Consider the following 25,309-nt stretch of genomic DNA (forward strand, 5'->3'; position numbering starts at 1 on the left):
TTATATTCACAATAGGTTTTAATAAAATATTCTGAAAAATAAAATAAAGTTTTAAAAATATCAGAAAAATATTGAAATTAAACTTCAGAAAAAATATAATAATGGTAATTTAAAGAATATTTTAGAAATACGTTACTTAACGATGGAGGAATTCATGCGCCAATTTTCCGTACTTACTTTAATCGATGCACAAATGAATCATTACAGTCCTGCTGAAGGAAGAGTAGCTGATTACGTGTTAGAAAATCCTACGACCACGTTGAACTTAACGACCAAACAGCTAGCTAAGCAGTGTCAGTGCAGCGAAGCTACGATTATCCGCTTTTGTCAGCGTGTAGGGATTAATAGTTTTAAAGAATTAAAGATTGAATTAGCAAAAGATGCCCATAAGGTGAATAACGAGCAGCTGCCGAATCTTCCGGTTAATTTTGAAGACGAGACCGAAGCTGTGCTTGAAAAAGTCATGAGCAAAAGTATGAGCGCACTTATGAACACGAGTCGTTTAGTGAGCTCTTCTGCAATTGATGCAGCTGCGGAAGCTATTCATAGAGCGACACGAGTGTTTTTATACGGAGCAGGGGGATCATCTGTAGTTGCGCTAGATGCGCAGTATAAACTGCTTCGAATTGATATTTCAGCGCTGTTTTCATTAGATAGTCACGTTCAAATGGTGATGGCTACGAATATGACAAAAGATGATGTGCTGTTTGTAGTATCGACTTCCGGTCAAACAAAAGAAGTGGTGGAGCTGATGCAAATAGCCAAAGATAAAGGGGCAGCGGTTATTTTGCTAACGCAGCACGGATCATCTCCAGCTTCTAGATTAGCTGATATTCTGCTGACTATTTCAGTAGAAGAGCAGCATATTCGAATTGGAACGATGAGCGCTCGTATTGCTCAGCTAGCCATTGTAGATGCGATGTTTATACGGTTATGTATTCAAAAAGGCAATCAAGTGTTTGAGCGCATAATCGATACACATAATGTAATTCAAAAAATTAAGAGGTAGGGGGAAACGAGAAAATGAAGGTATTGTTTGTATGTTCTGGAGGAATGTCAAGTGCGATTGTGGTGAAAGCATTAAAAACAGAAGCACAAAAGCACGGAACGGATATGGAAGTGCTGGCAATTGGGACAAATGAAGTGGCAGAGGAAATTCAAAAGGGCTGGGACGTTGTAATGGTTGCACCGCAGATTCGTCACCGGTTTAACGCAGTGAAAGCGGAAGCGGATAAAGCTTCTGTTCCATGCGGGCCCATTCCGCCGCAGGCTTATACGCCGCTTGGAGGTCCGACGCTTTATAAAACGGTTCAACAGCTCGTTAGCTAAGGAAAGCAGGTTTCTTCCTGCTTTTTAAATAAATAAGGGGTTTATTACACAAGGGGAGAATATAGAGGGGGAAAGGGTATATGAGCAAATTTGTGTCGTTTTTAGAGAACAATTTATCGGGACCCATGGCCAGGTTATCAGAACAGCGGCATCTTCAAGCCATTCGTGATGGTGTTATTTCCGCTTTGCCGTTTATCATTATCGGAAGTTTTTTCTTAATTTTAGCATTTCCTCCTGTGCCGCAAGATAGCACAATTGCGAAATGGGCAGCTGATAACAGCGCCAACATTTTAATACCGTATCGCGTAACGATGTTTATTATGTCTTTATATATAGCCTTTGGGATAGGGTATAACTTGTCCAAAAGCTATAATCTCGATCCGCTGTCAGGAGCACAAATTGCAGTTGCTGCACTACTTCTTACGGTGACTCCAAAGCTGATTGAAGAAGAAGGATTTATGCTTCCAATGACCAACCTTGGAGGACATGGTTTATTTGTGACGATGATTGTATCGATTTTATCAGTCGAGATTCTCAGGTTTTGTAAAGCAAAAAATGTCACCATTAAAATGCCGGAGCAAGTGCCACCTTCGGTATCGAGGTCTTTTGAAGCGCTAATTCCAGTTGCGATTGTTGTTGTACTTATGACCATTATTACAATTGTTTTAGGTATCGATCTTCATCATTTAGTTGATAAACTAGTTGCTCCGCTTGTAGAGGCAGGAGATAGTTTAGCAGGAGTATTAATACCGGTTTTCTTAATTACGTTTTTCTGGTCATTTGGAATTCACGGCGTCTCTGTTGTTGGGACAGTGGCACGGCCTGTATGGGAAGTATATTTAGCGAAAAATGCTGAAGCGGTAGCAGACGGAGCTTCAACGCTCCCGTATATTGCACCCGAAACGTTCTTTCAATGGTTTGTTTGGATCGGAGGATCTGGAGCAACGCTAGGCCTTGCTTTAGCAATGCTGTTTTTCTCAAAATCTAAATATTCGAAAGCGCTCTCTAGGACATCTTTTATTCCAGCGGTTTTTAATATTAACGAACCAATTATTTTCGGTTTGCCAATTGTCTTAAATCCTATTTTAATTATTCCTTTTATCATCATCCCGATTATTACAACGATCATTTCATACGCAGCAACTGCGACAGGCCTTATTACTCCAACATACGTAATGGTTCCTTGGACGCTCCCGGCGCCGATTGGGGCATATCTATCGACCGGAGGAGACTGGCGGGCGGTTGTACTGGTCGTTGTCAATATTGCTATTTCTGTTGTGATTTATCTTCCGTTCTTTAAAATGTACGACCGAAAGATGGTTGAAATGGAAAGAAGCGATGAAGCAACGGTTACACCATCCGATAGCTCAGTTCAAATGTAAAGAAAGAGAAGCCAACTTGTTTGGCTTCTATCTCTTTAATAGGAGTGAAGATCAATGTTTGTTCGATTTCGATATAAAACCGTGTTTTTATTTCTGTTGACCATGGTTCTTTGTAACGTTATTTTTACACCTTTGCTGCAGTATGCTGGTTTGTCAGCGCAGCATAGTTTATTTGCCATTACAAGTCTGTCAGCAGCTTTGCTTACAACATTTATTTCTATTCGGCTTTCAACAGCAGCTTTATCTAAAACCGCTGTTTGTATACGCTTTGTTTTGCTCGGGGCAGGGTGCACAGCCGTTACATATTTAGCCGTTTTTTAACAAGGAGGGGCAAGGAATGAAAGTAGTGACAATAGGGGGAGGATCAAGCTATACGCCTGAATTGGTCGAAGGGTTTATTAAAAGGTACAATGAGCTTCCAATTCGAGAACTGTGGCTTGTAGATGTTGAAGAAGGAAAAGAGAAGCTTGAAATTGTAGGAGCACTTGCTAGAAGAATGGTCAAAAAAGCAGGTGTTGATATGGAAATTCATTTAACGCTTGATCGAAAAAAAGCGTTAATAAATGCTGATTTTGTAACGACACAGCTTAGAGTAGGCCAGCTTGATGCGCGTATTCAAGATGAACGCATCCCTCTTAAGTACGGAATGATTGGTCAAGAGACAAACGGGGCGGGAGGATTATTTAAGGGCTTGCGAACAATCCCGGTTTTGTTGAAAATTGCCGAGGAAATACACGAAATTTGTCCAAACGCCTGGCTTATTAATTTTACAAACCCTGCCGGTATGGTAACGGAGGCGCTGCTTCGCTACGGAAAGCATTCTAAAGTAGTAGGAGTCTGTAACCTGCCTGTACATATGACGAACTCAATCGCCAGCTTGCTTCAAATCGAAAAAGAAGATGTGCACATTGAATTTGCAGGGTTAAATCACTTGGTATACGGGCTGCATGTGTATGCAAAAGGAAAGGAAGTAACGCAAGAAGTCATTCAACTTTTAAGTAATCCAAAGTCTCAAGTAACAATGAGAAACATAGCTCCTATTCCGTGGCAACCGGATTTTTTGGAAGCTCTTGGCGTGATTTTATGTCCTTATCACCGCTATTACTATAAAACAAAAGAAATAGTAGCAGAAGAGCTTTTGGCCTTTCAGTCAGGTACTATGCGCGCTGAAGTGGTCAAAGCATTAGAAGCCGAACTTTTTGAACTCTACAAAAACCCAAATATAGAAAGTAAGCCTCCGCAGCTGGAAAAACGAGGAGGCGCTTACTACAGCGATGCCGCATGTAATTTAATTTCATCCATTTATAACGATAAAGGTGATATTCAAACATTAAATGTAAGAAATAATGGCGCCATTTCTTCACTGCCAAACGAATCTGCGGTTGAAGTAAACTGTGTTGTAACAAAGCAAGGACCAGTACCACTCGCTGTCGGTGAACTTCCGGTAGAAGTGAATGGACTCGTGCAGCAAATTAAATCGTTTGAACGAGTAGGAGCAGAAGCCGCGGTTACAGGATCTTACGAAAAAGCGCTGGTTGCCCTGACCATTAATCCGCTTGTTCCAAGTGACGAACTGGCTAAGGCGGTCTTAGACGAACTGCTTCAAGCTCATCGCAAGTATTTACCCGCTTTTTTTAAGGAAGTGAATGCGTAGTATGTATGCTGTTGGACTTATGTCAGGAACGTCACTGGACGGAATTGATGCAGCTCTTGTGGAGATTGAAGGAAGCGGCTATGGAAGTAAAGTTAAGCTTCTTCAGTTCATTACCATGCCGTTTTCACCGCCGTTAAAAAAAGAAATTGAACAGGCGCTTTCTCTCGAACATTCAAATGTACAGCTGATCTGCAGCTTGAATTTTAAACTTGGCTACGCGTTTGCAGATGCAGTGAAAAGAGTGTGCCAAGAAGCCGGGTTTTCTCTTGAACAAGTAAATGTCATCGGATCGCATGGTCAAACCATTTACCATCAGCCGTATGCTTCAGGAAATACAGCGATGTCTACACTCCAAATTGGAGAGCCCGCTGTTATTGCCTATGAAACTAAAACGAAGGTAGTGGCAAACTTCAGAGTGATGGACATGGCAGCGGGCGGGCAAGGTGCTCCGTTAGTTCCTCACACCGAACGAATTTTGTACAGCCACGCTGACCGTACAAGGCTGCTTCAAAACATTGGAGGTATTGGGAATGTAACGTTGATTCCGCCAAAACACTCTCCTATACCCGTAGTAGCTTTTGATACGGGGCCGGGAAATATGATGATAGATGAAGCGTGTCAGCAGCTTTTTCATGTTTCATTTGATGAAAATGGGTGTTTAGCAGCTGGAGGAACTATTATTTCAGAGCTTTTAGAAGACTGTATGAACCATGATTACATGAATCTTTCTCCTCCTAAATCGACGGGAAGAGAGCTGTTCGGTACACAGTACACAAGGAGACTGCTAGAGAAATATAGCAACCATAAAAAAGAAGATTTGCTAGCTACGATTACCATGTTCACGGCATCATCCATTGTACATCACTATGAAACATTTATTTTTCCTGCCTATTCTATTGACGAAGTGATTATTGGAGGAGGCGGAAGTTATAACAATACGCTGATGAATATGATTAAAGCCAAGCTAGGGAAGCGCTGCAGTGTGTATACACAAGAAGAAATAGGGATGTCTTCAGAAGCAAAAGAAGCCGTAGCTTTTGCGGTGCTCGCAAATGAAACACTTGCAGGTTATCCAAGCAATGTACCAAGTGCAACTGGTGCTTTGTCTCCTGTAATATTAGGAAACATTACGCCTGCACCACTATAAAAAAGGGGATGGAAGAAATGACAGAAGCAGCAAATATGGAAAATGAAATTTTTGAACTTATTGCATACGGAGGAAATGCTAGGTCACTGGCATATGAAGCGTTAGAAGCAGCTGAAGATTATGATTTTAATAAAGCTGACGAACTTTTAAAGCAGTCTCAAGAAGAGCTCAGTCATGCTCATAAAACGCAAACTGCGCTTATTCAACGTGAATTGAACGGAAAAACAATTGAAAAGTCGCTGCTTTTAATTCACGCACAAGATCATTTAATGACGGCTATTTCAGAGCAAAAATTAATTGAACATATGATTAAGCTTATTAAAAAATTTAAAAAAGAAGGCGAAAATCAATGAAAAAGCTAGGTATTGCGATTTATCCGGAACATTCGACTGTGGAAAAAGATAAAGCGTATATAGCACTTGCGCATCAATACGGATTTACCCGCATTTTTACGTGCTTGCTTTCTGTTGAAGGCGATCAGAAAAAAGTAATGGCAAATTTTAAAGAAATCATTGAGTTTGCCAATGAGCTAGAGATGGAAGTAGTAGTGGATATCGCTCCTCGCGTATTTGGAGCGCTCGGCATTTCTTATGATGATCTATCTTTTTTTCACGAATTAGGGGCTTATGCTATTCGTCTTGATCTAGGCTATACGGGAAATGAAGAGTCCATTATGACCTTTAATCCATACGGCTTAAAAATTGAAATTAATATGAGTAATGCAACAAAGTATGTTGATAATATTTTAAGTTACCAGCCGAATCGAAAACAGCTATTGGGGTCGCACAACTTCTATCCTCATCGATATGCGGGATTGTCGTATGATCACTTTATGAAGTGTTCAGCGTTGTTTAAAGAACATAACCTTGAAACAGCAGCGTTTATTAATTCACCAAGCGCTACTTTTGGACCGTGGCCTGTTACTGAAGGGCTTTGTACGCTTGAAATGCATCGCACGCTTCCGATCGACGTGCAGGCTAAGCATCTTTTTAAAACGGGATTAATTGATTGTGCAATCATTGCGAATGCTTATGCATCGGAAGAAGAAATGAAGTCGCTGCGTGATGTTGTTCAGCAAGAGCGCTTTACCTTTAATGTGAACCTGTATGATACGATTACCGAGCTTGAGAAAAAAATTGTGCTAGAAGAGTTTCATTTTTACCGTGGAGACGTATCGGATTATTTAATTCGCTCTACGCAAAGCCGAGTAAAATATAAAAAAGAAGAATTCAAGCCTACGCATACTCCTTCCATTCGAAGAGGCGATATTTTAATAGAAAATGAACTCTACGGTCAGTACAAAGGAGAGCTGCAAATTGCGCTGTTAGACATGGAGAACTCAGGTAAAACAAACGTAGTAGGCCGCATTGCGGAAGAGGAAATTTTCTTATTAAATGAACTGCAGCCATGGGATAAATTTGCTTTTTGTGAGCGGTGATGAAATGGACTATATTATTGGTATTGACGGCGGGGGAACAAAAACAGAAGCCGTTGCGTACAGCTTAGACGGCCAACAGCTCGCTGCTTCAAAAAGCGGTTACGGCAATTTACTCATTAATTACAACACGGCTATTACTCATATTGATGAATGTATTATGGCGTGCAAAACTGAGCTTGCTGGTCATACATGTAAAGGCATTTCACTAGGACTTGCTGGAAGTAAAGCATTATCCAAAGAAGAAATAAAAAGATATTTTTATAATCGTTATCAAGTAGAAGTAGATTTATATGATGACGCCATGATTGCACATGAAGCACTACTGCATGGAAAAGAAGGGATTTTAACCATTGCAGGAACTGGAGCTGTCAGCATTGGTAAAAAAGATGGAGTGTATGAATACGGTGGAGGGTGGGGACACCTTCTTGGAGATGAAGGAAGCGGATATTGGATTGGTCTTCAAGCACTGATATTGCTGACGAAAGAGCATGATCAAAACCGTCCGTACAGCAGCCTTAGTCAGACAATCTTGCAACATGTAAAAGCAGACACCATACACGACATAAAAAAGTTTGTCTATTCATCTCCTAAATCAGAAGTTGCTTCACTCACTCCGCTTGTTGTAAATCAAGCGAGAAATTATAAACAAGAAGCAAGTGACATTCTTCAACGGGCTGGAAAGAACCTTGCAAACATGACTCTTCATTTGTATAAGAAACAGCGGTTTGAAGGGAGCTGCTTGCTGGCATGCAAAGGCAGCATTTTAATGGAAGTTCCAGAAGTGTTTGATGTTTATAAAAAAACATGTGAAAAAGAAATAAAGCATATCCAGTGGGCAACACAGCGAGTATCATCTGCTAAAGGAGCTTATCAGCTGTTCATGAAAGAGTATCAATAGAGAAAAAATGATCGTGGAAAAGGCAGGGGATCACAGTGAACTTAAATCATATCTTAACAGAAAAACGCAATCCGCAAACGTTAAACATTGATGAATTATCAAGCCTGGAAATTGTAAAAAAAATTAATGAAGAAGATCACCAAGTGCCTCAGGCAATCAATAAGGTACTGCCTGTTATTGCTTTGTTAGTAGATGAAATTGTCAGTGCTTTTAAACAAGGCGGACGTCTGATTTATATCGGAGCAGGTACAAGCGGGCGGCTAGGCGTGTTAGATGCATCTGAATGTGTACCAACATTCGGTACACCTGCCGAACAAGTAGTTGGGATCATAGCCGGGGGAGACAAGGCGCTCCGGCACGCGTTAGAAGGAGCAGAAGATAATAAGAAACAAGCGATAGAAGATTTGAAAGCGATTAATTTATCAAATAAAGATATTCTTGTAGGGATAGCTGCAAGTGGAAGAACGCCTTATACACTCTCAGCGCTTGCGTATGCAAACAGCCTGGGGGCAGTAACGGGCTGCGTTGTAAATTCTCCTCAATCAGCTATGGAACAAGAAGCAAACTATGCAATAGTAGCAGAATCAGGCCCGGAAGTTGTAACAGGTTCTACCAGAATGAAAGCCGGAACTGCTCAAAAGCTTGTTCTTAATATGCTGACGACGGCTTCTATGATTCAAATTGGTAAAGTCTACAGCAATCTAATGGTAGACGTACAGCCGACTAATGATAAACTCGTCCAGCGTGCTAAAAATATTATTGCAGAACTAACAGGCGTCTCATCAGAAGAGGCAGCCGAAAGTTTACAAACATACAAAACGCCAAAAGCCGCTATCCTTGCGCTTCTTACTTCTATAGAAGGTGATGAAGTGCACCGGTTGCTTGCTAAACATGACGGACATTTAAAAAAAGCCATTGCAGAAGCAAAGGAACAGTCGACTAAAGATTAACCCCTAAAAGAAGTGCATACAGCACTTCTTTTTTTGTTGAGTACATTTTTTGCACAATGTATGTGGGTGAATTCGGTCTAATCATTTTGCGAGCAGGAATTAATAACGTATACGATAGAGCCGGGCAAAGCAAACCGGCTGTTAGCTCAGCGTCTGTTATCAAATTTACTATTGTAAAAAAGTTTATTTTCTCTAGTTAAATTAGCATGTGCGCTTTGATAATCCTTTGGTTATTTCTCCTTATGACGATGTAAACATGAATATGGTATTATCGAAAGTTAAAGGGGTATTAAAAGGTGTGTGGAAACAATGGATCGAAAAAAAGCCGCATCAGTAGCTGGAGCATTGGTCATTGCCGTAGGAATTTGGCTGTTTCAAAGCGGGAAATTTAAAAGTGAAGCCCAGGCAGATAAGTTTACGAGTACGTTTTTGGTCGATCATGAACAAACAGACAATGGATTTGAATTATTTACTTCGGATACCAATCAATATAGCATGTGGTTTCCGCTTCAGTATGTTATTCATAAATCTTCTTATAAAAGCAGTGAAGATGAAAGTGAAGTATGGACAGCATCAACGAAGGAAAATGATTCATACAATGCTGGGAAAATAACGGCTTTATTTTCTAAGAAAAAAAGCAAAGCAGCTCAAAAAAAAATGGATGCGTTTCAGCCTGATTACATGTTAAAAGGTAAAAATGCAACGATTTATGTGAAAAAACAAACAAGAGATGGAAAGCATAGCATTTATCATGCTTATGTGAATGATGATTATTCAAGCAGGTATATTTACTATACGTTTGAACTAAAAAGCAGCGAACAGACAAACAGTACAAAACAGCAGTATTGGGTAGAAAAAATTCTTCTAAATACACAGTTTCAAAAAAACTCAGCTGAATAGTCAGCTGAGTTTTTTCGTAAGGATTCATAATGCTTTTGCTTTTTTATGTAAACGGGTACAATATGAGTAAGGAGGCCTTCGTATGATTGAAAAACAAGCAGTTGGTGAAAAAGCAGCACAATTTGTTGAAGATGGAATGATTGTAGGGCTAGGAACAGGTTCAACAGCTTATTATACAATTGTCAAACTAGGTGAACGAGTAAAAAATGGATTAAACATCAAAGCGGTTCCTACTTCTCAAAAAACAGAAGAACTGGCAAGGAAACTAGGTATTCCTATTGTTACCTTAGCGGATGTTGAATATATTGATATAGCAATTGACGGAGCGGATGAAGTGGATAGCGAGCTTTCTTTAATTAAAGGAGGAGGAGGCGCGCTGCTTCGAGAAAAAATGATTGCGTACGCAGCGAAGCGGTTTATCGTGATTGCGGATTCTAAGAAAATAGTGAAGACGCTAGGAGCTTTTCCTCTTCCTGTTGAAGTTATACGTTTTGGCTGGGAAATGACGGCGAAGCATATTCGCAGTGCAGGTTGTGTACCGCAGCTTAGGCTTTTAGATGATCATACGCCGTTTATCACTGATAACGGAAATTATATTCTAGACTGCCATTTTTCAGAAATTGAAAATCCTGCTGTGCTGGAAAAACAGCTTACAATGATTCCAGGCGTAGTAGAAAGCGGTTTGTTTGTAGGAATGACGGAGGAAGTCATTACCGTACAAAAACAAGAGGTTCATATCATAAAAAAATAGAAGCTTTGGCGTCGGGCCTAGGCTTCTATTTTTTAATTGGAAAGAACGTTCCAATTTTTCTCTAATTGATATATGTATTGAGACGCGTTCAGTACATTTGGATGAACGAAAGTATCAATTGTTTTTTGCGGACAAGCAGATCCGTATAATGAAAAAATGACAAGCTTGCTATGCTCGATTGGTGATACAACGTGAGATAAACAGCGATAAGAAGGATTTATCAAGCTTTTTACCATCTCATGAATATCTTCTTTGTCGTAAAAATCGACTTCAATTTCCGTCTTTACTAAATAACGGCTTTCAATGGCGCTGCTTCTATAATAATTGTAGCGTGCTCCGATGAAGTAGGACGGATCTGATGTTGAAACGTCCAAATTCGTATATGTTTGATCCTGCTTGCTTTTATAAAAAATAGAATCATGAGTATGCTTCATGAATTCTTGATAAGTTGTTCCATCTTCCCACAGAGCTAGAATACAAGCATCTGTTTCATCTTCCACGTTCCAACCCCCTAATTGGCCAATGAAACCATTCACGTGTGCAAGAGCAGCCCAATGCTGTTGCGTATATGAAAAAGATGCTTTTTTATCAGTCGGTATGCTGCATTTCACAATTTTTGTCAACATTCTCCCATCACCTCAATTAATTACTTCGATAAATGCAGGAAAAATCCTTCTAAAAAGAGGAAAATGATAGACATATCCCCCCTTTAAAAGCCATACATTTCAAATAGGACAATGTTAGGGAAAGAAGGGGAAATGAATGAAAGTTTTTCGTGCAAAAGCCTGTCAGTCTCCTACGCGAAAAGGCTGGTCAATTATGTTTCAGCATCCGTTTAAAAAAGATGAAAGAGGAAGATCGCACCCGTTTGTTAAACGGTTTATGTATACAGAGCAACACGATGAAATTGACATGTTGGTTGAAGAGATGAATGAACTGCTGAGAGTGCAGGATTTTTGGACAAGTACTGCAAAAGGAAGAGCAAAAGCAAGGTATGATGAACGAGTAGTGAATGCTTTTTATAACGATATTGAAAAAAAGACAAGCGAACAAATTGACAGCGAGTATGAGTACGTTCATGTAATAGGAGAACAAGGAAGCGGCAAAACATCTTTAATCCGCCAGCTTCTTGGTATAAAAAAGGAGTGCGGCTTTCTAGGAATAGGCAGTAAAGGCGCTTATTCTGCTACGTATAAGGTGAAGGATTCTCAACACTATGAAGCTGCCGTCTCTTTTTTTACGCGAAGTGAAGTGCAAAGGAAAGTGGAGAATATCCTACTAAGAAGCGCTGAAGTGTATGCTGAAGGAGGCACGGATTATGACTTGGTCTTTGAGTTATTACACGGAGATTCCTCTTTTAATCTGCGCGCTCTTTTGGGAGATATCCCATACAAAGCCCGTTATTTTAATGATGATGTTCCTTTAAGAATGAGCGACGAAAATAGTTCATTCAAACAATTTGTAGATGCAATTAAACGAGAAAGTGAAATAGTAAAAGACGCTGTTGATCAAGAAGGAAGAGATTTTGCAGAGGTATGGCATAAGCGGCTTGAATGTAGGAAGATCACTGAGCAAATGCTTCTGGCAATTGAATCTCGGTTGAGAGAATACAAGGAAGGAACGTGGGAAATAGGAGAAGACGACTGGCCAATATCCTGCCGTCTCACAGCAAAAGAGCTGTCTTTCTTTGATCCGCTAACAAATGAAGAAGAAGAAAATAACGGACGCCTTATTTATCCATTGTTTCGTAGAATTGAAGTTTTCGGCCCTTTTTCTTTTAAAAAAGGGGTAGCGATTTGCGAGCATCCATCTGTTGAATATACGGGCACCATCCACGATTCTTTTAAACAAGCAGCTTCTATTTTATACGTACATCATGGGCTTAAAGAATTAGATATTCAATTTCTTCAGCAGCTCATCGTACATGGGCACGGTGCTAAGGTAAACGTTTGTGTTACACACGGAGATTTGCTTACCTCTCCAAGCTGCCGTACGGGTTATGCTAAAAAACATGCCATGGCTAAAATGATAGATGGTGCGCTTAAAAGCGTTTCATCTCTTATGAGAAAACAGCTTCACTACTATTTAACAGTAGGGAATACGTCTATTTTAGAATGTGTACACGAGGAATCGGAAGAGAGTCACTTTCTGTATAAAGACTTAAAGACAGCTTTAGTATCAGAAACGAGAAAAAAGCAGCAAGAGCTGCATCCTATTTATTTAAACTTGACTGTCTCGCAGGCTTTTTATGAAGCAATGGAGTCGCTGAACATTCCTTATATGGACAGAGAAACGTGTTTAAACATTTCCTTAGGAGAGAATGAAGGACCGGTACCAGCTATTGCGTCCGCCGTTATTTCATCTGTGTATGAGCATTTTTTAAGTCAGCCGTCTGGATGGTCAAGTACCTATCATTCGGTCACCGACCGACAGCAGGTTATTCAAGAGTTGGCAGGTGAGTTCGCAACCGTCGTTTATTCCTATTTCAACGAACAGCTGCTTGAAAATACCCGTAAGGACTGGCTAGCTCTTTATAAAGAAGAAGAAGAAGATCAGCCGTATAAATATAGCAGGGTCATAGAAAGTGTGATTCCTGCCAAAAACGATATCTATCAGCAGCAAATTCTTATGAGAACGGTTTATCAATTGATTAAGTATGTGGTAGAAAAGAAAGACGGCGTAATGGTTCATTAAGGAGTCCGTGTAAAAAGAGGTTTATAAATAAAAAAAACAGAGCCTGATTTCAGGCTCTATTAGCGTTTGGAAATAGCAGTTAACGTATTAGGTCCGGCCACGCCGTCCACTGCTAGCTTATTGTCTTTTTGAAACTTACGCACAGCAGCTTCTGTATTGGCGCCGAAGATACCGTCCGTGCCTTTTGTATCATAGCCAAGCGCCGTTAATTTCTTTTGAAGAGCTTGAACATTGCTGCCTTTGCTTCCTTTTTTAAGCGTTTGTTTTGTGTTAATTGTTGTATCCGCTGGTGGATTTGTTGGCTTTGGATTTGTCGGATTTGTTGGTGTCGGGTTGGTTCCAGGGTTTCCTAAAGCTTTATACGTCGCTGGCCCAACAATACCGTCAGCCGTTAAGCCGTGGTCTTTTTGGAACTTACGCACAGCTGAATCTGTATTGGCACCGAACACACCGTCCGTACCTTTTGTGTTATAGCCAAGTGAAGTTAGCTTCTGCTGAAGTTCTTTAACTGCATTTCCTTTACTGCCTTTCTTTAAAACAGTTCCTGTAGAAGGAGCTGGAGTAGAACCTGAGTTTCCAGAAACGTTGTACCCGTTTGCTGCTGCAATGTCATTAAATGATTTAGAAGAAGTTGTAATCACAACCGGTGTACCGACGGTCACTTTACTAAATAACCATGCCACTTCTTCATCGTACATACGAACGCATCCGCTGCTTACATATTTGCCAATGGAAGCAGGATTATTATTTCCATGAATAGCATACGTCGTGCCGTATGTACCTCTTGCATTTAGACCCAGCCAGCGGTTGCCAAGAGGGTTTCTAGGGTCTCCACCAGGAATGTTCCCTGAGTAATAAGGGCGATTGACAATTTTATTCACTACTTTGAAATGGCCCTCTGGTGTAAGAGACTGCGTGCGTCCTGTTGCGACTGAAAACGTTCGGACAAGTGAACCATTTTGGTAATAAGCGAGTTTATTTGTTGCTTTGTTAATGATAATTAAATGAGATGGTGTTGAAGCAGCTTCTGTTTTTGGAACGCCTACAAACAAGCAGGCTAGAGCTAGGATAGCCGCTATGAGTACGATTGTTGTTCTTGATATTCTATTTGCCATGTGCTGCGCCTCCTTAGGCTGCATTAATGAAAAACGTATGGTGCGGCAGTGCTATAAATTCTTCACTAATAAAATAAAAGACGAATAGCTGCATTTTCTATACCTGTATGTATAAGCTTAATAAGGAAATCATTAAGTAGAAAGACTTTACTAGCGGGAATTTATAATAATAAGAATAACTAAGTTTTTCTTGATGCTTTGTACAACTTTAAGAATATAAGTTTACTAATCTAGCGGATTCATATTTACATAAGCATCACATCCTTTCCAGTTCTTTATTTTCGTGTAAAGAAATGAAAGCGTTGTACAGATTGTTTTGTAATCATATTGTAACATAGTTGTATTTTTTATACCATAAAAAGACATAAAATAGTATAAAAATACTTTATATGGGTTTTATGTACAAAAAATTCAAAAGTTCAGGAGAACGAAGCTATTATTAGATATACGAAACTGGAAAAGAAGTATGCGTAGTTTTGTGGAAATAGATAAATATTCTTATTCGAATATAGGGAGGAAAAGAGTAAAAAAACTACTTGCAAAGAGACAAGTAGTTTTTAAACCGTTATTTTTGAGCATACATTACAACAAAATTAAAAAATTTATAGATGCAATCCACCGTGCTAAACCCGCTTGCTGTTAGCCAATTTAACTGATCATGTAAAGTTGCCATTTTATCTAACTTCGTACGTTCATGAGCAGCCTTAATTTGCTCATGCGTTAATCCGCTTGCGGCAATTCTTTCACTCCAGTCTTTTTTATATAACTCTTCAATAATAGAAGAATGGCCTAATACTTGATCGGCATTAATAAATATTCCTCCTGTATGCAGTAAATTATGAATTTGCCCATACAGCTTTTGCTTTTGCTCGTCTTCTAAATGATGAATAGCAAGTGACGAAATTACAATGTCGAATGAGTGCTCAAATTCGTAGCTTGTTATATCTGATACAATAAATTCCATATGCTGTTCGTTTTTAAAGCGCTCCTTAGCTTTTTCAAGCATTTGATCTGACACGTCAATCAACGTGAAATGAGCATCTGGGTATTTTTCTTTGACAAAAGAAGAAAACAATCCTGTACCTGCTCCGATATCCAGTACGCGAAGCGGCTTGTTTGAAAAGTGAAGAAGAGAAACGGGAATGGAATAAAAATCAAAAAAACAAGGAATAAGTTTGCGGCGCTGCTCATCATACTGAGAAGCATGGGCATTAAATTTTTCTTTCACGTTATTTTTCATTTTTACAGCTCCTTTATTTGGTAATATTGAGATACATATATCGTATAGAAGTTTGGCAGAAAAGAAAATAAACAAAAATAAGCAGTATTGATTCCAGTTTGTTATGAATAGAAAGAGATGGAGAGAAGAAAATGGAGATCAAATGGTTAAAAACATTCATCATAGCGGCTTCTTATGAAAATTTCAGGCAAGCGTCTGAAGATTTATTTTTAACACAGCCTGCTGTATCAAAGCATATTCAGCGACTGCAGCAAGAGTTAGGTGCTGAGCTTTTTGAAAAAAAAGGTAAATACATCACGCTGACTGAGGCAGGACGCTTTTTTTTGCCTCATGCTCAAAAAATGGTGAGGGCATATGAAGAAGGAGTAGGAAATTTTAAGTTATGGAAGCAAGGATATAACCGAAAACTGGCTATATCCGCTGCTCCTCAAATAGCAGCATCTGTTTTACCAAGCCTCATCAAACAATTTGTAGAGAGATATCCCCATATTGAAGTAACGGTTAATATCACAAATTCGTTTCAAGTGGGAAAAGACATCAGCGACAGAAGTTCAGATATTGGATTAACAAGGATGCTTCCGGGTCAGGCAGACGTTTTTTATGAGTTAATTCATAAAGAAAAAGCAGTCTTAGTTGCCCCGTTTTCTGCAGAGGCACGTACGGAACAGGAGCTGTTATCTTCCTACCGGCTGCTTACGAATAATCATCCTGTTTATTGGGAAGATTTACTCCTTCAAATCAAGGCTTGTTATCCTCACATTCAGCTGCTTCCTGTGACGCAAGTAGAAATTACAAAGCGCTTTATTGAAGAAGGTTTAGGCGTATCTTATTTGCCATTTTCTATGGTGAAAAAGGAAGTTGAAAATCAAACGTTAAGCGTCATTTCACAGCAAAAAATTATCCGGCCTTCTTCACATACGTATATCGTAACAAAAGGTGAAACGGAAGAAACAAAGCAGTTTAAGCACTTTGTAGCTGAGACCTTAACAGAAACGAGTTGAAATGATACCATAAAAAGGAAGGGGGGATGGCAATGTATATATTAATAATACTTGTAGCAGCAGCGGTCTTAGCAGACGTTATCTTGAGAAAAGTCCTTGATATCCCTCGCAGCAAATTTTGGGGAAAATATGAGTATGAAAGTCTAGCTTTAGGCCGATGGGATAAATATGTGACGATAGCTTTTGTTCTTTGTCTGTTATTTGATATGATCTTTATGTTTGTAGAGCCTTATATCGTATCTTTCCTATTTTTAGTCGTGAATATTTTGTTAAAAAGTATAGATGAATGGAAATACAAACAAGAAACGAAAGAGTACGTAACAAGCTTTGTACAGATGGGATTCTTCTTTACAGCTTTTGTTCTATTAGTCAGCGGAATTGTATAGAAAAAAGAGCTTTACCTATGGCAAAGCTCTTTTTGTATTATTTAAAAATATGATCAATGTCTTTAATTTCAGAAGAAGTGAGCTGAACATCTAATGTTTTTAAGTTATCAAGTACTTGATCAGCGCGTTTTGCCCCTGGAATTAACACATCAATTGAATCGCGCGTTAAGTACCAAGCCAGAACAAGGTGAGCTACTTCTACGCCTTTCGCGTTAGAGATTTGACGAAGACGCTCTACTTTTTCTAGATTTTGCTGAAATGCTTCCCCGATAAAATGAGGCATATCTTCGCGCAGGTCATTAAACTTTGTATTTTTATCATATTTCCCAGCAAGTAAACCAGCAGCTAGCGGAAAGTATGGAATAAATGAAATGCGGTTTGCAGCCGTATAAGGTAAAATATCGTTTTCTGCTTCTCGCTGAATTAAGTTATATTGGCCTTGTACCACGTCTACATAACCATCTTTATTTGCTTCTTTTAACTGATCTAACGAGAAGTTTGATACGCCAATAGAACGGATCTTTCCTTCATCTTTTAATTCTTTTAACGCACCGACCGCTTCGTCTTTAGGTGTGTTTTTATCTGGAAAGTGAATATAATATAAATCGATATAATCTGTTTGAAGGCGTTTTAAGCTATCTTCAACCGACTGTTTTAAAAATGCAGGAGAATTGTCTAGCAGTACTTCATCTCCAACAATTTTATGTGCTCCTTTTGTAGCGATCACCGCTTCTTCACGATTTCCGCGTTCTTTTAGTACTTCGCCAATTAATTCTTCAGAACGTTTAGGACCATAAATGAACGCTGTATCAAGTAGGTTAATGCCATTATCTAACGCCTTATGAACAAGGTCTTTGCCGACTTCTTCGTTTAGGTTAGGATATAAGTTATGTCCTCCTACAGCGTTTGTTCCAAGTCCAATAGGGTTAACATATAATTCGGATTTTCCAATCTGCACTTTTTCTGCCATGTCTAACGTCCATCTCCTTTTTTATATCTTCTTTTTTACTATAGCAAAATATACCATGAATCGAAAATAGTACGCTCATATGAAAAGCAGCTTTAAAAAAATATGTGAACTTGAGTTACATGTAAATAAGGAGTATATTCTACAGGGCTCTATTTCAATAGCAGAAATAAAAAAAGAACCTCTTTTAAATAAGAGACTCTCTTTTAGTCATGGTAATATGATAGCTTTTTGACAGCTGAAATGTTTCAGCGAGCTGCCTGCGTCCTTGCGCTCCTTGTTCGCGCACATAATCTAATTCGTTTGGTGTAAGAAGCTTCATGCTAATCAGTTTAATAGATTCGTAAGGTAAAGAGAGGCTAGCTGAAACAGAAGGAGACTGAACTCCTAGCAATACACCAATATCTCCATTTTTATTTACAAAATGAGGGGGTACGTCCAAATCCGTAAATTCAATTGAAAGAACATCATGTTTCATGAATAGTTCTAGCATATTAGGGTGAGCGGCAGCATTTTGACTCATTTGATAAAGAAGGTCAAATGCCCAGTGATCCTGGATATCCGATAAAGGTCCGCGAAGAGATTCATCATCGCATTCGATATAGAATTCTAATCCCTTTCCTTGTCTTTGGCTCTTTTCTTCAGGTAGTTGAAACGGATCGGACAAGCCGTCGCTTGCTAAAATAACCGTCTCTGTTTTTTGAACACGAATAAAAGTTTGACGTCCAGACGGCCAAGCAGGCCCGCCAAAAAACATGGGATTTAACAAATGAGTTAATACGTCTCCGTCTACATGTCCAATTGTGTTCCAGTAGTCTTTTCTTTTTGAGATTGATTCCTCAAGAACACGCTCTACTTCTTTTTCCTGCTTCTTTTGCTTCCACTTTAAAAATAATGACAAGTATCCCACACCTCTTTACGACTTCATAGTACCCAATATATACCTCATTTAGGGAACTCGTAAACCATTATTTAGTGTATAAAAGTAAATTATTCCTTTAAATTATAAAATTCCCAAAGTTTTCTCGGGGGATTACAGAATTTTGTCTTTAATAAATCAGGTGAAAAATCAAATAAGCCACATAAACGGCCTGTGCGAAAAATAAAAAGCCCCAAAAGCGTGCTGAAAGATGGGTAAGCTGCTTTAAACTTGTAGCGTCACCCGCATCGTTTGGGTATTTGATGCTTAACACAAAAATAATAAAGGCGGAAAATAGAGATTCTACAAGTAACAGTGCACCAACAAACATCATGCTGTAGCGCATAAGCTGTGGATCTTGCAGATAATAGATGCCTCCGAGGATCAAACCGATAGAAAATAGCCATACAATTCCGTATCCGTTACGTACCCAAAGCAGTAAATTAATAACAACAACACTTCCTAACCCGTAAAAAAGCCAGTCGTAGTGGTTGTGAACGAGCAGGTAGAAAAACAAATAAGCCATTGCTGAGCTGAACGGGTAGCCGGCTAAGGCAATAATGACGCGCGGCAGCCATCCACGGGATCCCGCGTAGGTGGCAGTCACAGCTACACCTTCATTATTGGTGTAAAGCTCAATGCGATTGACGCCTTTTCCGACAATAAGCCCCATTAACGCGTGGCCATCTTCATGAAACATCGTATTTAAATTTGAAAAATAACGTCCAATATGCCTAAGCAGTGTATTAATGCTAGGAGCAAATGAACCTATAAATGGAATGCCTCTTGTTAGCACAAAAGCTAATAAAATAAATAAGAAAAGCGTAGTAGATTGTTCCATCGCGATAGTCCTTTTCGTAAAATGATATGTTTCTACTTTACTCGCAAACGTGCTAAAAGGGAAATGAAACGGCTAGTTTCTCTAGGAAAAGAGAAGTTGGGAGACTTACATAATATTAGTGTAAACAGACCTGACACATTCATTGACCAACTTATTCCAAATTTTATATTCTAAACAGATATAAGAAATGAGGAGATGGTTGAATGAAAGATACGTGGAACGCATTTATAGACAGTGATCTTTACGTACCTCCAACGGGAATGGGGATGTTAAATAACTTGAGTTTTGCGTTAAAAGACGTATTTGATGTACAAGGACATATATCAAGTGCAGGAAATCCTGATTGGCTCGCCACGCATCAGCCTGCAAGCGAACATGCAGATGTAGTAGCTGCTCTTTTAAAAGAAGGAGCTGCACTGAAGGGAGTTACGCACACGGACGAGCTTATGTACGGACTAAATGGAGAAAACGCGCATTATGGAACACCGGTAAACCCAAAAGGCGCAGATCGAATTCCGGGAGGCTCTTCGAGCGGATCAGCGGTTGCTGTCGCAGCGGGAATAACTGATTTTGCGATTGGAACAGATACTGGAGGATCGGTTCGAATTCCGTCAAGCTACTGCGGTATTTTTGGGTATCGTCCTTCTCACGGACGCATTTCTACAAACGGTCTAATTCCACTTGCTCCAAGCTTTGATACAGTTGGTGTAATGGCTAGAGACGGCCACACTCTGCAAAAAGTAGGAGCGGTTTTATTGAACTCAACGTCGCGTGCTAGCGGTTTTACAAGACTTTATGTAGCAACAGACGTTATGGAACTTGTGGATGAACAAAGCATGCAAGCTCTTGCACCACCTATTAAGCACGTAATGAAGTCTTTTTCTACTACAGAAGAAATAGTAATTGCCCCCCAGGGTTTTTCTACATATATGGAAACTTTTCGTTTGCTGCAAGGAAAAGAAATTTGGCAAACGCACGGAGAATGGATTCAAAAAGAAAACCCAACGTTTGGAGACGATATCGGAAGCCGCTTTCAATGGGCGAGCACTCTTACCTTATTAAATATGAATTATATAGAAGAAAAGCGTCGTGAACTTCGCTATTTTATGTACTCACAGCTTGGAGAAGACGGAATATTAGTGCTTCCTACAGCTCCAGGACCCGCGCCTATAAAAGATGCAAAAGGACCGGAGTTAGAAAACAGAAGATTGCGAACACTTCAAATGACGTGTGTTGCCGGACTAAGCGGACTTCCGCAAGTTACGATACCTGCGGGAGAACTAGACGGTTTGCCAATCGGCTTATCTTTTATTGCGGGATACAACCAAGATGAAAAATTATTAAATTGGGTAAAAGAAAACAGCGATCATATCATTCAAGCATCGGTAAGGAGCGTATCATGAAGTTAGTAAATATAATAGAGCAAGGGAAAGAACAAGCAGCTATTTTAGACAATGACAGCATTCTGCTTATAGAAGATATTAATGCTAAATATTTAACAAACTGGTCTACAACAATTTGGGATCTTATTCAATATAAAGAACTTCGCCACCTTGAAACATGGTACGCCCATAATAAATTTGGTATGAACAGCTCTTTTCCCGCACTGCACTTGCAGGGCAGAAAAACAGCTCCTATCATTAGTAATCCGTCAAAATTGTTAGGCATTGGATTTAATTATGCAGCTTCTGAAGAAAAACTAAAAGACTACGACCGTGCCATTGATCCAGTTAGTTTTTTAAAACCCGCAACCGCCATTATTGGACCAGATGACAGCATTCGTATTCCAAAGCAGTCCTACAAAACAACGGCTGAAGCGGAACTAGCGGTGGTAATCGGCGAAACGTGTAAGGATATAGAGCCAGATGAAGCCATGAACGTAATTGCTGGCTATACGTCAGCCATTGACGTAACCGCAGCTGATATTCATGCGGCGAATCATCGCTACTTAATGCGAGCAAAAAGCTTTGATACATTTTGCAGTATAGGCTCAGAGTTTATCACAAAAGAAAGCATATCAAACGTGAAATCACTTCAAGTGCGCACATTGCTAAACGGAGACATGCAGCATGAAAACACCGTGTCTAATATGATTTACGACATCGCATACTGTGTTTCATTTTTCTCAAAAGTCATGACGCTGCATCCAGGTGATATTATCTTAACCGGAACGCCGGGACCCGCTGTTATTGAAGACGGGGACTGTATTGAATGCCATATTGAAGGCATGCTTCCATTAAAAAATAAAGTGAAAGATATGAAGAAAGTGCCTCAGCAAATCTAGTAAATAACCCCTGTAAAGAACAGGGGTTACATGACTGTTTATTTCGAAACTGGAAGTGTTTGTCCACTGTCCTTTTTCGGAATAGGAAACGCACCTAAAAATAATGCGTTTGTAAGAAGAAATTGTTTCAACAATACATGACATATTAAAGGAATCAATGTTCCCATTACTATGTATAAAAAGACGGTAGATATGCCGGTGTATTTTTCTATTAAAATAGTAACCGGTACGTGCAAAAACATAATGGTAAACGAGGATTTCCCCACGTATTCAAAAGGCTTACTCCACTTTGTTAAGCTCATTTTTTTGCTTATATATACAAGAATGCTTGCCGCGCAAAGAGGAATAATCAAATCAAGCAGCCATGTATAAACGTTTGCTTTAATATCTAATGTATAAGAAAGAACGTTGAGCTTTTCTAAAACTACAATCAATAAAATGATCAAGCTGCTCAGAATTACGGTGCTTTTTCTCTCAACAAACGAAAAAGCTTGTCTGCTGTAATATCCAATTGCGTAATAACAAATGGATAGCAAAACGGAATTGGCGCTCCATATAATGTTTTTTTGCTGAAGAAATGGAAAGCTGACATAAATATGAGCGATGAAATAGCATAGAGCTAAGAAAAGAACCATTGAGCTTTTTCTTTTAATCAGTAGAGCTGCATAGGCAAAAACAAGGTGAGTTAAGAATAAACAAGTGACAAACCAAAAAACACCGTAATAGTATCCGAGAGTTCTCCCGCCAATACATAAATGGTAGATGTTTAGTAACACTTCCCGAACGTTAAATGTTTGAACAAAAATAAGGGCTGCTATTAACAGGCCAAATGAAAAATAAGGGATAAGTAAACGCATCCATTTTTTTAAAATCCATTCTCGTACTTCTTGTATTCTAGAACGTGGGTGAAACAGATAGCCGCTAATCATAAAAAAGAGAGGCATGTGAAACCAAAAGAAATAATGATGAAAAAAAGGGCTGCCAGAATGCCCTGCCACTACTGTAAGAATACATAATCCTTTTAGCGCATCTAGCCATGAATGGTGTTTGCTCATTAAGCTTTCATTCCTTTAATAAGTAAATTAGTTCCTGCTATATTATCTAATTCTCTGTGAAAAAGAGCAATAAAAATTTCCTTCCCTTTTCTTCATAATGAGTTCATATTGATTGTCTATACTAATAAAAAATATAACCGTATCGCTGCAGGATACTGAAAAATGAAATATTTACAAATGGAAAAGAAACGGGTACGATATCTGTAGCGACACTTAATAAAAAGGAGCTGACTGACAGTATGATTTTAGTCATCGGAGGAGCAGGCTATATCGGAAGCCACCTGGTAAAAGAATTAGTGAAAACAAATGAAGTTGTGGTACTTGATAATCTATCAACGGGTCATCGCTGGGCAATCGATGAGAAAGCGGTATTCGTAGAAGGAAATCTAGGTAATGAGAAAGATTTAGAAAGCGTATTCACAAATCATAAAATTGATGCTGTCATGCATTTTGCTGCTAATAGTTTAGTAGGGGAGTCAGTAACAGATCCTCTTAAATATTATCAAAATAACGTAGCTGCGACGTTAACCCTTTTACAAACGATGATGAAGCACAATGTGAAAAAGTTTATTTTTTCATCTACTGCTGCTACATACGGGATTCCTTCTGTAGATATCATTACAGAAGATACGGCAACAAACCCAATTAATCCGTACGGACGTTCAAAGTTAATGATCGAACAGATTTTAGCTGACTTTGCAAGTGCTTACGACATGGAATATGTTGTGCTTCGTTACTTCAACGCAGCGGGCGCTTACGAAACAGCAGAAATTGGCGAGTGCCATGATCCTGAAACGCACTTAATTCCAATCATTCTTCAGCACCTGCTTGGTGAACGTGAAAACATCTCTGTATTTGGCTCAGACTACGATACTGCAGACGGAACGTGCATCCGCGACTACATTCACGTAACAGACCTAGCAAATGCTCACATTTCAGCGCTTCAAGCACTGTTAGACGGCACGAAGAAAACAGCAACGTACAATCTTGGAAACGGCCTTGGCTACTCTGTAAAAGAAGTGATCGAAACGTGTGAAAAAGTAACGGGTAAAAAAGCGAATGTTGTAATGGCAGACCGCCGCGCTGGAGATCCGGCACGCTTAGTCGCATCTTCTGATAAAATTCACGCAGAATTAGGCTGGAAAGCGCAAATTTCATTAGAAAAAATCATCGCATCAGCTTGGAAATGGCATCAAAACAGCGCAAAAGTAACAAATTAATAAAAAGTGCCTCTTTTTTCTTTAAAAGAGGCTTTTTTATTACGATTAAACTGATTTATGTTCTAAATAATCATTTTTAAAATCCAGTGTTTTAGCCCACGAACAAGCCTTCTTCTTTTTGGACATTTTCGCTAAACAAGCACGACTTTTATTCTTTTCCATATGCTATAGGTAAATATACCACTCACAACTATCCCCGTTTATAAAATAGCCCGCAAGGAGGTTATGATATGTATTACTGTGTAAGATGCTCCAAATTTCATGACGAACAGGAAAAAGAAAACATCTTTCAAAATGGTTTTTACATTGATCCCTATTTGCTTCAAAAAGTCCATCTAGGCATGTGCGTCCACAAATCCCCATCAATCAAACAAATGAGAGCCGTAGAACGATTCGAAACGAAAAAAATGTAGAATTCACATTCACCAATAAGAAGCTAGATCTAACCAGGTCTAGTTTTTTCAGTGAATAACAGCTTTCTTCAGCTATCTTTCATGTAATATTAAGAGAAATTTAAGACAAGCCCGCTATACTAGTTAGTAGACGTATACATAGGATATGGTACGTTAAGAAATTGAAACAGCAGTCCGTTTTATAAACTAGAAAGGATGGCGTCAAATGATTTCTGAAAAACAATCACTTTTGTTGAAAGAACAAGCAAAGCTTCTCGCATTAAAAGAACATAAAGGCATTGTCAAATCCATATCGCTGAGTAAAATACTCACTCTTCCTATTTATACAGTAGACATCCTTACGTTAAACGGAGAAGAGCACAAAGTAAAAATTAACGCCGAAACCGGCAATGTTTTGAAAGAAAAAACGATTCCTTTAACCAAAAGCCGTGCAAAAGCATACGCGTTAAGACAGCATAAAGGTATTATCGAATCGATTGTTCTTGCTAACAAGCAGTACGAAATTGTCATCCTTGGACTTGATGGGAAAACCCACAGCGTGAAGATTGACGCTGAAATTGATGTGCTGGCACAAGGAGAGCGAAACATTCAGTAAATGGCTTATATTATGTAATCAACCTCACTTTTTTTAAAGTGGGGTTTTCTTTATTGAGAGAAATCATTAATAAAGGTAACAATAATAAAACAAGAAACGATTATTTATTTAAAAGAAAGGGTAAGTGATA

Annotated in this window: 27 protein-coding genes; 20 read left to right on the forward strand and 7 right to left on the reverse strand. The window is 39.1% G+C overall.

What is annotated here, in order from left to right:
• Positions 1-154 precede the first annotated feature (154 nt).
• From CEQ83_RS05055 to rpiA, 12 genes are all read left to right on the forward strand, one after another.
• Complete coding sequence (locus CEQ83_RS05055) at positions 155-1,009, forward strand: MurR/RpiR family transcriptional regulator (protein WP_154991670.1); 855 nt, start codon at positions 155-157, stop codon at positions 1,007-1,009.
• Between the two features lie 14 nt (positions 1,010-1,023).
• The gene (locus CEQ83_RS05060) at positions 1,024-1,329 is read left to right on the forward strand and encodes a PTS sugar transporter subunit IIB (protein ID WP_028412249.1); all 306 of its coding nucleotides are present in this window, start codon (positions 1,024-1,026) and stop codon (positions 1,327-1,329) included.
• Between the two features lie 80 nt (positions 1,330-1,409).
• On the forward strand, positions 1,410-2,711 hold the full coding sequence (locus tag CEQ83_RS05065; RefSeq protein ID WP_033578207.1) for a PTS sugar transporter subunit IIC: 1,302 nt from the start codon (positions 1,410-1,412) through the stop codon (positions 2,709-2,711).
• A gap of 54 nt (positions 2,712-2,765) precedes the next feature.
• Positions 2,766-3,032: a hypothetical protein gene (locus tag CEQ83_RS05070; protein ID WP_033578208.1), complete on the forward strand. Its 267-nt coding sequence runs from the start codon at positions 2,766-2,768 to the stop codon at positions 3,030-3,032.
• A 16-nt stretch (positions 3,033-3,048) separates the two neighbouring features.
• Positions 3,049-4,365 carry a 6-phospho-beta-glucosidase gene (locus tag CEQ83_RS05075; protein WP_154991669.1) on the forward strand — a complete coding sequence of 439 codons (1,317 nt, stop codon included), beginning with the start codon at positions 3,049-3,051 and terminating at the stop codon, positions 4,363-4,365.
• 1 nt (position 4,366) lies between these two features.
• Positions 4,367-5,512, forward strand: coding sequence for an anhydro-N-acetylmuramic acid kinase AnmK (anmK, locus tag CEQ83_RS05080; protein WP_049163104.1), 1,146 nt, complete (start codon positions 4,367-4,369; stop codon positions 5,510-5,512).
• A 17-nt stretch (positions 5,513-5,529) separates the two neighbouring features.
• Complete coding sequence (locus CEQ83_RS05085; protein WP_013055725.1) at positions 5,530-5,865, forward strand: PTS lactose/cellobiose transporter subunit IIA; 336 nt, start codon at positions 5,530-5,532, stop codon at positions 5,863-5,865.
• Positions 5,862-6,950, forward strand: a complete 1,089-nt coding sequence (locus tag CEQ83_RS05090) for a DUF871 domain-containing protein (protein WP_049163107.1) — start codon at positions 5,862-5,864, stop codon at positions 6,948-6,950. The genes CEQ83_RS05085 and CEQ83_RS05090 overlap by 4 nt, the downstream gene beginning before the upstream one ends.
• Before the next feature lie 4 nt (positions 6,951-6,954).
• Positions 6,955-7,848, forward strand: coding sequence for a BadF/BadG/BcrA/BcrD ATPase family protein (locus CEQ83_RS05095; protein WP_049166334.1), 894 nt, complete (start codon positions 6,955-6,957; stop codon positions 7,846-7,848).
• Between the two features lie 35 nt (positions 7,849-7,883).
• Positions 7,884-8,798, forward strand: coding sequence for an N-acetylmuramic acid 6-phosphate etherase (gene murQ, locus CEQ83_RS05100; RefSeq protein ID WP_049163109.1), 915 nt, complete (start codon positions 7,884-7,886; stop codon positions 8,796-8,798).
• Positions 8,799-9,107: 309 nt separating this feature from the next.
• Positions 9,108-9,698, forward strand: a complete 591-nt coding sequence (locus tag CEQ83_RS05110; protein WP_098113749.1) for a hypothetical protein — start codon at positions 9,108-9,110, stop codon at positions 9,696-9,698.
• Positions 9,699-9,780: 82 nt separating this feature from the next.
• Positions 9,781-10,449: a ribose-5-phosphate isomerase RpiA gene (rpiA, locus tag CEQ83_RS05115; RefSeq protein WP_098113750.1), complete on the forward strand. Its 669-nt coding sequence runs from the start codon at positions 9,781-9,783 to the stop codon at positions 10,447-10,449.
• Between the two features lie 32 nt (positions 10,450-10,481).
• Here the strand turns inward: rpiA and CEQ83_RS05120 are convergent, their stop codons facing one another.
• Positions 10,482-11,075: a YdbC family protein gene (locus CEQ83_RS05120; RefSeq protein WP_013055735.1), complete on the reverse strand. Its 594-nt coding sequence runs from the start codon at positions 11,073-11,075 to the stop codon at positions 10,482-10,484.
• A 136-nt stretch (positions 11,076-11,211) separates the two neighbouring features.
• Here CEQ83_RS05120 and CEQ83_RS05125 point away from each other — a divergent pair, with 136 nt between their 5' ends.
• The gene (locus CEQ83_RS05125; protein WP_154991668.1) at positions 11,212-13,143 is read left to right on the forward strand and encodes a hypothetical protein; all 1,932 of its coding nucleotides are present in this window, start codon (positions 11,212-11,214) and stop codon (positions 13,141-13,143) included.
• Positions 13,144-13,202: 59 nt separating this feature from the next.
• Here the strand turns inward: CEQ83_RS05125 and CEQ83_RS05130 are convergent, their stop codons facing one another.
• Complete coding sequence (locus CEQ83_RS05130; protein WP_154991667.1) at positions 13,203-14,258, reverse strand: L,D-transpeptidase family protein; 1,056 nt, start codon at positions 14,256-14,258, stop codon at positions 13,203-13,205.
• Positions 14,259-14,823: 565 nt separating this feature from the next.
• Positions 14,824-15,498, reverse strand: a complete 675-nt coding sequence (locus CEQ83_RS05135) for a class I SAM-dependent methyltransferase (RefSeq protein WP_154991666.1) — start codon at positions 15,496-15,498, stop codon at positions 14,824-14,826.
• A gap of 131 nt (positions 15,499-15,629) precedes the next feature.
• On the opposite strand from CEQ83_RS05135, the gene CEQ83_RS05140 reads away from it, so the two are divergent.
• Both CEQ83_RS05140 and CEQ83_RS05145 read left to right on the forward strand, forming a co-directional pair.
• A complete protein-coding gene (locus CEQ83_RS05140; protein WP_154991665.1) occupies positions 15,630-16,499 on the forward strand; it encodes a LysR family transcriptional regulator in 870 nt (289 codons plus the stop codon).
• A 32-nt stretch (positions 16,500-16,531) separates the two neighbouring features.
• Positions 16,532-16,885 carry a DUF4181 domain-containing protein gene (locus CEQ83_RS05145; protein WP_034269866.1) on the forward strand — a complete coding sequence of 118 codons (354 nt, stop codon included), beginning with the start codon at positions 16,532-16,534 and terminating at the stop codon, positions 16,883-16,885.
• A 37-nt stretch (positions 16,886-16,922) separates the two neighbouring features.
• Here CEQ83_RS05145 and CEQ83_RS05150 read toward each other — a convergent pair whose 3' ends face one another.
• From CEQ83_RS05150 to CEQ83_RS05160, 3 genes are all read right to left on the reverse strand, one after another.
• The gene (locus CEQ83_RS05150) at positions 16,923-17,855 is read right to left on the reverse strand and encodes an aldo/keto reductase (protein ID WP_154991664.1); all 933 of its coding nucleotides are present in this window, start codon (positions 17,853-17,855) and stop codon (positions 16,923-16,925) included.
• A gap of 184 nt (positions 17,856-18,039) precedes the next feature.
• Positions 18,040-18,753: a suppressor of fused domain protein gene (locus tag CEQ83_RS05155; RefSeq protein WP_034269869.1), complete on the reverse strand. Its 714-nt coding sequence runs from the start codon at positions 18,751-18,753 to the stop codon at positions 18,040-18,042.
• A 148-nt stretch (positions 18,754-18,901) separates the two neighbouring features.
• Positions 18,902-19,612 (reverse strand): M50 family metallopeptidase, encoded by a 711-nt coding sequence (locus CEQ83_RS05160; RefSeq protein ID WP_033578221.1) that lies wholly within the window; start codon positions 19,610-19,612, stop codon positions 18,902-18,904.
• A gap of 203 nt (positions 19,613-19,815) precedes the next feature.
• Here CEQ83_RS05160 and CEQ83_RS05165 point away from each other — a divergent pair, with 203 nt between their 5' ends.
• Together CEQ83_RS05165 and CEQ83_RS05170 are read left to right on the forward strand one after the other, a co-directional pair.
• On the forward strand, positions 19,816-21,015 hold the full coding sequence (locus tag CEQ83_RS05165; RefSeq protein WP_155017025.1) for an amidase: 1,200 nt from the start codon (positions 19,816-19,818) through the stop codon (positions 21,013-21,015).
• Positions 21,012-21,896 (forward strand): fumarylacetoacetate hydrolase family protein, encoded by an 885-nt coding sequence (locus CEQ83_RS05170; RefSeq protein WP_028412267.1) that lies wholly within the window; start codon positions 21,012-21,014, stop codon positions 21,894-21,896. Before CEQ83_RS05165 ends, CEQ83_RS05170 begins: the two co-directional genes overlap by 4 nt.
• Before the next feature lie 38 nt (positions 21,897-21,934).
• Here the strand turns inward: CEQ83_RS05170 and CEQ83_RS05175 are convergent, their stop codons facing one another.
• A complete protein-coding gene (locus CEQ83_RS05175; RefSeq protein ID WP_154991661.1) occupies positions 21,935-22,951 on the reverse strand; it encodes an acyltransferase family protein in 1,017 nt (338 codons plus the stop codon).
• 239 nt (positions 22,952-23,190) lie between these two features.
• Here CEQ83_RS05175 and galE point away from each other — a divergent pair, with 239 nt between their 5' ends.
• The 3 genes from galE to CEQ83_RS05190 all read left to right on the forward strand — a co-directional run bounded on the left by galE (position 23,191) and on the right by CEQ83_RS05190 (position 25,179).
• The gene (galE, locus tag CEQ83_RS05180) at positions 23,191-24,171 is read left to right on the forward strand and encodes a UDP-glucose 4-epimerase GalE (RefSeq protein ID WP_028412269.1); all 981 of its coding nucleotides are present in this window, start codon (positions 23,191-23,193) and stop codon (positions 24,169-24,171) included.
• Between the two features lie 230 nt (positions 24,172-24,401).
• Entirely contained in the window at positions 24,402-24,584 is a 183-nt protein-coding gene (locus tag CEQ83_RS05185) for a DUF3973 domain-containing protein (protein WP_013055747.1), read from the forward strand.
• Positions 24,585-24,789: 205 nt separating this feature from the next.
• Entirely contained in the window at positions 24,790-25,179 is a 390-nt protein-coding gene (locus tag CEQ83_RS05190) for a PepSY domain-containing protein (RefSeq protein ID WP_154991660.1), read from the forward strand.
• Positions 25,180-25,309: the final 130 nt, after the last annotated feature.

This window comes from Priestia megaterium, from assembly GCF_009497655.1.
Classification (GTDB): domain Bacteria; phylum Bacillota; class Bacilli; order Bacillales; family Bacillaceae_H; genus Priestia; species Priestia zanthoxyli.

Excerpts from the sequence above, each read along its gene's own strand:
- CEQ83_RS05130 (WP_154991667.1), bottom strand. The coding sequence starts at position 14,258 with ATGGCAAATAGAATATCAAGAACAACAATCGTACTCATAGCGGCTATC.
- CEQ83_RS05090 (WP_049163107.1), top strand. The coding sequence starts at position 5,862 with ATGAAAAAGCTAGGTATTGCGATTTATCCGGAACATTCGACTGTGGAA.
- CEQ83_RS05170 (WP_028412267.1), top strand. The coding sequence starts at position 21,012 with ATGAAGTTAGTAAATATAATAGAGCAAGGGAAAGAACAAGCAGCTATT.
- CEQ83_RS05150 (WP_154991664.1), bottom strand. The coding sequence starts at position 17,855 with ATGGCAGAAAAAGTGCAGATTGGAAAATCCGAATTATATGTTAACCCT.
- CEQ83_RS05165 (WP_155017025.1), top strand. The coding sequence starts at position 19,816 with ATGAAAGATACGTGGAACGCATTTATAGACAGTGATCTTTACGTACCT.
- CEQ83_RS05175 (WP_154991661.1), bottom strand. The coding sequence starts at position 22,951 with ATGAGCAAACACCATTCATGGCTAGATGCGCTAAAAGGATTATGTATT.
- CEQ83_RS05135 (WP_154991666.1), bottom strand. The coding sequence starts at position 15,498 with ATGAAAAATAACGTGAAAGAAAAATTTAATGCCCATGCTTCTCAGTAT.
- CEQ83_RS05145 (WP_034269866.1), top strand. The coding sequence starts at position 16,532 with ATGTATATATTAATAATACTTGTAGCAGCAGCGGTCTTAGCAGACGTT.
- rpiA (WP_098113750.1), top strand. The coding sequence starts at position 9,781 with ATGATTGAAAAACAAGCAGTTGGTGAAAAAGCAGCACAATTTGTTGAA.
- CEQ83_RS05085 (WP_013055725.1), top strand. The coding sequence starts at position 5,530 with ATGACAGAAGCAGCAAATATGGAAAATGAAATTTTTGAACTTATTGCA.
- galE (WP_028412269.1), top strand. The coding sequence starts at position 23,191 with ATGATTTTAGTCATCGGAGGAGCAGGCTATATCGGAAGCCACCTGGTA.
- CEQ83_RS05095 (WP_049166334.1), top strand. The coding sequence starts at position 6,955 with ATGGACTATATTATTGGTATTGACGGCGGGGGAACAAAAACAGAAGCC.
- CEQ83_RS05055 (WP_154991670.1), top strand. The coding sequence starts at position 155 with ATGCGCCAATTTTCCGTACTTACTTTAATCGATGCACAAATGAATCAT.
- CEQ83_RS05075 (WP_154991669.1), top strand. The coding sequence starts at position 3,049 with ATGAAAGTAGTGACAATAGGGGGAGGATCAAGCTATACGCCTGAATTG.
- CEQ83_RS05140 (WP_154991665.1), top strand. The coding sequence starts at position 15,630 with ATGGAGATCAAATGGTTAAAAACATTCATCATAGCGGCTTCTTATGAA.
- CEQ83_RS05125 (WP_154991668.1), top strand. The coding sequence starts at position 11,212 with ATGAAAGTTTTTCGTGCAAAAGCCTGTCAGTCTCCTACGCGAAAAGGC.
- CEQ83_RS05070 (WP_033578208.1), top strand. The coding sequence starts at position 2,766 with ATGTTTGTTCGATTTCGATATAAAACCGTGTTTTTATTTCTGTTGACC.
- CEQ83_RS05110 (WP_098113749.1), top strand. The coding sequence starts at position 9,108 with ATGGATCGAAAAAAAGCCGCATCAGTAGCTGGAGCATTGGTCATTGCC.
- anmK (WP_049163104.1), top strand. The coding sequence starts at position 4,367 with ATGTATGCTGTTGGACTTATGTCAGGAACGTCACTGGACGGAATTGAT.
- CEQ83_RS05160 (WP_033578221.1), bottom strand. The coding sequence starts at position 19,612 with ATGGAACAATCTACTACGCTTTTCTTATTTATTTTATTAGCTTTTGTG.
- CEQ83_RS05065 (WP_033578207.1), top strand. The coding sequence starts at position 1,410 with ATGAGCAAATTTGTGTCGTTTTTAGAGAACAATTTATCGGGACCCATG.
- CEQ83_RS05185 (WP_013055747.1), top strand. The coding sequence starts at position 24,402 with ATGTATTACTGTGTAAGATGCTCCAAATTTCATGACGAACAGGAAAAA.
- CEQ83_RS05190 (WP_154991660.1), top strand. The coding sequence starts at position 24,790 with ATGATTTCTGAAAAACAATCACTTTTGTTGAAAGAACAAGCAAAGCTT.
- CEQ83_RS05060 (WP_028412249.1), top strand. The coding sequence starts at position 1,024 with ATGAAGGTATTGTTTGTATGTTCTGGAGGAATGTCAAGTGCGATTGTG.
- CEQ83_RS05120 (WP_013055735.1), bottom strand. The coding sequence starts at position 11,075 with ATGTTGACAAAAATTGTGAAATGCAGCATACCGACTGATAAAAAAGCA.